At 44.1% G+C, this 6,219-nt stretch carries 4 protein-coding genes; 2 read left to right on the top strand and 2 right to left on the bottom strand.

The window, feature by feature from the left end:
• Nucleotides 1-164: 164 nt before the first annotated feature.
• Nucleotides 165-2,498 (bottom strand): heavy metal translocating P-type ATPase, encoded by a 2,334-nt coding sequence (locus WS40_RS06840; protein WP_046441296.1) that lies wholly within the window; start codon nt 2,496-2,498, stop codon nt 165-167.
• A gap of 39 nt (nt 2,499-2,537) precedes the next feature.
• Entirely contained in the window at nt 2,538-2,903 is a 366-nt protein-coding gene (locus WS40_RS06835) for an ArsR/SmtB family transcription factor (RefSeq protein WP_046441294.1), read from the bottom strand.
• 687 nt (nt 2,904-3,590) lie between these two features.
• Here WS40_RS06835 and trhA point away from each other — a divergent pair.
• Both trhA and malQ read left to right on the top strand, forming a co-directional pair.
• A complete protein-coding gene (gene trhA / locus WS40_RS06830; protein WP_046441292.1) occupies nt 3,591-4,262 on the top strand; it encodes a PAQR family membrane homeostasis protein TrhA in 672 nt (223 codons plus the stop codon).
• 186 nt (nt 4,263-4,448) lie between these two features.
• On the top strand, nt 4,449-5,927 hold the full coding sequence (malQ, locus tag WS40_RS06825; RefSeq protein ID WP_046441290.1) for a 4-alpha-glucanotransferase: 1,479 nt from the start codon (nt 4,449-4,451) through the stop codon (nt 5,925-5,927).
• The last annotated feature ends 292 nt before the right edge of the window (nt 5,928-6,219 follow it).

Raw genomic sequence — 6,219 nt, 5'->3', positions numbered from 1 at the left:
TAGAGTTACACCATTTTATTATTTCATGTGTCTACTCTAAGGGGATTATATCATTCCAGCCTCCGCCTTGTTATTTTTACGTTGTTGTGGATAAGCGGGCGAACACTGTTCGCCCCTACAAGCAAATGCCGTATTTATGCGCATTTGCAGGTCTAAACATAGTTTTATTTTATTCTGCTGCTTCTTAGGGCGTTGAGGATAGCTATTACGGCTACGCCAACGTCTGCGAATACCGCAAGCCACATTCCTGCAAGTCCCAATGCACCGAATATAAGCACAAGGGCTTTTACTCCAAGGGCAAAAATTATATTCTCTCTTACTATTGTCATAGTCTTTCGGGATATCTTTACTGCGTCTTCTATGCTTGACGGATCGTCGTTCATAAGCACAACGTCTGCGGCTTCAATGGCGATATCTGAGCCTAAGCCACCCATTGCGATACCGATATCGGCTCTTGCAATAACAGGTGCGTCATTTATTCCGTCCCCTGCGAATGCAACAAGTCTGCGGTCGGGGTCTTTTATAAGCTGTTCGACCTTTTCAACCTTGTTTTCAGGGAGAAGCTCACTGAAGAATGTTTTTATGCCCACTTTCTTTGCCACCTTTTCGGCGGTATCTTTCTTATCCCCTGTGAGGAGGACAGTTTCAACGCCAAGCTCTCTAAGTCTTGAAACGGCTGTGGCAGAAGTTTCTTTTATCTCGTCGCCAAGGAGTATCTCGCCTATGAACTTGCCGTCAAGGGCAACATAAACTGCCGTTGCGGAGTCTTCTGAGCTTTGTGCTGCAATGCCGTTTGTTTCAAGAAGTGCTTTCTTTCCGCAAAGTATCTCCTTGCCGTCAAGCTTTGCTCTTACACCGTTTCCTGCTATCTCTTCAATATCAGAAAGTCTTGCACCGTCTATTTCCTTGCCGTATCTCTGCACTATGGAGATACCGATAGGGTGAGTTGACATACTTTCTGCATATGCGGCGGCTTCAAGGAGGATATCCTGTGAAACGCCCTGTGGGTTTACGCTGAGGACAGTGAACTTGCCCTTTGTGAGCGTACCTGTTTTATCCACTGCGAGAGTTTTGCACTTCGCCATTGTTTCGAGATTCTTTGCACCCTTTATAAGTATTCCCTTTTTAGATGCTCCGCCTATTCCTGCGAAGAACGAGAGAGGAACTGAGATAACAAGTGCACATGGGCAGGATATTACAAGGAACAGAAGTCCTCTATAGAGCCATTTTGAGAACTGGTCAAAGCCCAGAATGAAGCTTGGTATAAACACGAGTGCAAGTGCAGCAATTACTACCGCAGGGGTATAAACTCTTGCAAAACGTGTGATGAACTTTTCGGTCTTGGCTTTTCTTTCGCTGGAGTTTTGCACCATATCGAGAATTTTCGACACTGCAGACTCGTGGAAGGTATTTGTGACCCGAACTTTGAGAAGTCCTCTCAGATTTGTTGAGCCACTGAGGACGCTGTCCCCTGCTTTGACCTCGACCGGAAGAAACTCACCAGTAAGTGCTGATGTATCAAGCTCTGATTCTCCTTCTGTTACGATACCGTCAAGAGGTATTCTCTCGCCTGTTTTTACTGCGATCATCTCGTCCTTGAGGATATCCTCAGGAGGAAGCTCGTATGTTTTGCCGTTTCTTACAACTGTTACAGACTCAGGCTTAAGCTCCATAAGCTTTGTGATAGATTTTCTTGACTTCTCTACTGCGATAGTCTGGAAAAGCTCGCCCACCTGGAAGAACAGCATAACGGCTGCACCCTCACGGAAGTCTTTAAGTGCAAATGCGCCAACTGTTGCGATAGTCATGAGCAGAGATTCGTCAAAAGCCTCGCCTTTAACAAGGTTTCTTACAGCGGCGATAACAACGTCAAGACCTGCGATAAGGTAAGCAACTATTGCAAGGCCTGCACTGAGATACTCACATACAGTGCCGCTTCCAAGCTTATCCAAGAGCATTGATACGATAAAGAACACGATAGCCACTGAAAGCTTGACTATCTCGCCCTTATGGTCATTCACAGGCTCTTCCTCTGCTGTCTGAGCACCATAATCCTTAACAGTAACGTCAGGCTCAAGCTGATGGACGGTATCTTCTATCATGATACGCAGGTCAGGATTAGAGCCGTCTGTTTTGACAGTAAGTTTTTTGCTGATAAAATCGACGTTTGATGAAACAACGCCTGCAAGCTCACCCACACGGTTCGCTATCTTTTCACCGCAGTTAGGGCAATCGAGATCCTCCAGCTTCAGATAGAGAGTTTTCTCAGCGCAATCGCCAAGCTCTTTCACGCTAACGTCAGGTTCAAGCTTATGGACGACATTTTCTATCTCGGTAAAGAGGGCGTTTTTATCGCCGTCAAAATCAACTGTGAGCTTTTTATTGATAAAGTCAAGGCTAGAGCTTTTAACGCCTGAAAGCTCGCCCACACGTTTCTCGATCTTTTCCGCACAATGAGGACAATCGAGTTCCTTAAGAAGCAAAGTCATTTTACTCATTTCACATTCTCCTATACTACAAAGATCAGATCACTTTCTTTACTCGCTGATATGCTCGATACCCATATTGAGTATGATAGCGACGTGTTCATCGGAAACTGAATAATAGACTGTTTTTCCCTCACGTCTATACTTCACAAGTCTGGCCTGCTTAAGCACTCTGAGCTGATGCGAGATAGCGGACTGTGACATTTCCAACAGCTCTGCGATATCGCACACGCACATTTCGTCCTTTATAAGGGTAAAGAGTATTTTCACTCTTGTTTGGTCGCCAAGGACTTTGAAAAGCTCTGCCACGTCATATATCTCCTCCTCAACGGGCATTGTTTTCCCTATTTCCTCCATTTTCTCTATATTCTTTCCTCCGCACTGTTTATGCTCATGCTTTACTGTATTCTCGCTCATTTATTTTCGCTCTCCTTTTCTTATTATTGTTTTAGTATATTCGATATGGGTCATTTCAATTCATCATATGAATAACTGTTCATATGTTTATTATATCATATATTCATGTTTTGTCAAGGGGGGGGTGAAAATTTTTTTGATTTAAGTTATTGGGGGTATTTTGTTTACATGGTACTGGTTGCATACCATGCGGGCGAACGATGTTCGCCCCTACGGATTATTCGGGCGAGTTTGCTGTGCCGCAAAATCGCTTCGCTCTTTGCGGATTTACGTTGTGCTAAGGGATAGAAAAGCGGTGCAGGTTTATGCTTCGATGTTGGTTTTATTTGATGTTTAGGTTCTATGTGCTTTTTGGATTTGTTCTGCACCGCTTAGTAGGCTTACGCCTATTGAGGCTCTGCCTCAAACTCCGCTAGGGGCTTTGCCCCCAGACCCCCACAATGGGTTTCACCCCTTGACCCTGACCAGGGGCGTGCCCCTGGTCCTTTTGCTCGCTTCGCTCGGTGTTGGGGCACAACTCTGGTCAGCTTTGCCCATTCCTAATTCCTCATTCCTAATTCCTCATTCCTCACTCCTCACTTTTTACACCTGTATTTAAACTTGACAAGTGTCTAAAAAAATGTTACTATACTATAGTAATAAAACTTATATGCAAATTCTCGGTCCTATCGGAAAGGAAATGATACTATGTCAAAATCTGTCGAGATCCAATCTCAGGATCTAACCAAAAGATACACCCTCGGCGAGGAGATCTTCAACTCCGTTTCCCACGGTGCAGGCGGCCTGCTATCCATTGCCGGCACTGCCGTCCTTATCGTTCTCGCTGCCATTTACTCCAACGCTTGGGGCGTTGTAAGCTCCGCTATTTTCGGAGCTTCTCTTATCATACTTTACACCATGTCAACCCTTTATCACGCTATCACCAATCCAAAAGCCAAAAAGTTTTTCAGGATAATGGATCACAACACCATTTTCTTTCTCATCGCAGGCACCTACACCCCTATCACCCTTGTGCCTTTGAGAGGTGCGTTTGGCTGGGTTCTTTTCGGAATCGTTTGGGGTGCGGCTATTCTTGGCATTGTGCTGAACTCCATTGACCTTGAAAAGTTCCGCAAGCCTTCTGTTGTATGCTATATCGCAATGGGCTGGGTAGTTATAATCGCTGTCAAACCTATGATAGAAAAGGTTTATCCTCTGTCCTTGTGGTTTATTCTTATAGGCGGACTTTTCTACACTGTGGGCGTTATTTTCTATGTTAAAAAGAACAAGAAATATTTTCACTCAATATGGCATTTGTTCACCATTGCGGGAAGTGTTTTCCACTACTTTGCGGTGCTTATGATGATAACACATGACTAAAAGATCATCCCGAGGGTTTGCGTCCTCGGGATTTTTCTGTTTAGAGAAAATATTTCTAAAATGAAATATATGGCGGTTTTTCTATTGCAAAAATGGCCGAAAAGTAGTATAATCATAATGATGTATTATATGTGACTGCACTGAATTTTTCACATGGGTGCGGTTTTGACATGAAAGGAGCATTTTATGCGTAGATCGGGTATTTTAATGCACATATCCTCTCTGCCTAACGATTATGGTATCGGCAAGCTTGGCAAGGAGGCTTATGCTTTTGTGGATTTTCTTGAAAAGGCTCACCAAAAATGTTGGCAGATACTTCCTATATCTCCTACAAGCTATGGTGATTCGCCATATCAGAGCTTTTCTGTTCACGCTGGAAATCCATACTTTATAGACCTTGAAGCTCTGGAAAAAGAGGGTTATCTGAAACCTGCGGAATACAAGGATATTGAGTGGGGCGATGACAAAGGGTCTGTTGACTACGGCAAGATATACGAGGTCATTTTCAAGGTACTTAGGACGGCACACAAGCGTTTTCGCAAGAAGCCTGAAAAGGCATACTCAAAATTCGTGGTGGAAAACAAAGACTGGATATACGATTACGCTTTGTTTATGTCACTGAAATTTGCCAACAAGGGCAAGGCTTGGTATGAATGGGACGAACCGCTGAAAATGTACAAGCCTAAGGCGATAAAAAGTGCAAGAAAAGAATATGCAAATGATATAGACTTCTGGTGCTTTGTGCAGTATAAATACTTCCAGCAGTGGAAAAAGCTAAAGGCTTATGCCAACGAAAAGGGCATCGAGATAATAGGCGATATTCCCATATATGTGGCATATGACAGTGTTGAGGTGTGGAGTACACCACAGTATTTTAGCCTTGACAAGGAGAAAAAGCCTGTTGAGGTGGCAGGATGTCCACCTGACGCATTCACGGCAGACGGTCAGCTTTGGGGCAATCCTCTTTACAACTGGGAATACATAGCAAGAGATAAATTTCGCTGGTGGGTAGAGCGTATAAAGGCGGCTTCTGCCACCTATGACGTGGTGAGAATAGACCATTTCAGGGGCTTTGAAAGCTATTACTGCATACCATACGGTGCAAAGAACGCCAAAAAGGGCAAGTGGAGAAAAGGTCCTGACATGAGGCTTTTCAAAGAAGTGAGAAAACAGCTTGGGGACGTGAAGATAATCGCAGAGGACTTGGGCTTTCTTACAAAGCACGTTGTAAAAATGCTCAACGCAAGCGGATATCCTGGCATGAAGGTGCTGGAGTTCGGCTTTGATTCTGATAATACAAACGGCTATCTGCCCCACAATTATAAGACCACAAACAGCATTTGCTATACAGGAACGCACGATAACGAAACCATACTTGGCTGGATAAAGAGCTGTGACGAAAAGACCAGAAGCTACTGCAAGGACTATCTTGGAGTTACAAAAGACGAGTTCGTGCCTTGGGCAATGGTAAGACTTTGTTGGTCCAGCGTGTGTGATACAGCTATCGCACAAATGCAGGATATACTTTGCCTTGACGATAAAGCCAGAATGAATACACCGTCAACAGTGGGAGCAAATTGGAAGTGGAGATTGGAAAGCTTTGATAAGCTTGATGATACTTTGGCGGAGAGATTGGCGAAGATAACAGCGGTGTATGGCAGATAGAGCAGGGATAAATAAGGAATGAGGAATGAGAAATGAGGAGTGAGGAGTGAGGAATTGGCATAGCCGACCGAACAAATCACAAGCATGAAGAAGTCAGATATTAGATAAAAGTAATATCGGAGAATTAAACCTGCACCGCTTTTCTATCCCTTAGCACAACGTAGATCCGCAAAGAGCGACAGCGATTTTGCGGCAGAAGAAAGTTGACCAAAACATTGTAGGGAAACGGCTCAATTTCTGTTTCCCAGAAATGCGACGTCCCACTCGAAGTGACAAGGTTTAAATTATCCAG

It is taken from the genome of Ruminococcus sp. N15.MGS-57 (assembly GCF_000980385.1).
In the GTDB taxonomy this organism is placed as follows: Bacteria; Bacillota; Clostridia; order Oscillospirales; family Ruminococcaceae; genus Hominimerdicola; species Hominimerdicola aceti.
The sequence above is the reverse complement of the archived record's forward strand: the minus strand, read 5'-3'. Positions and strand labels throughout refer to the sequence as shown.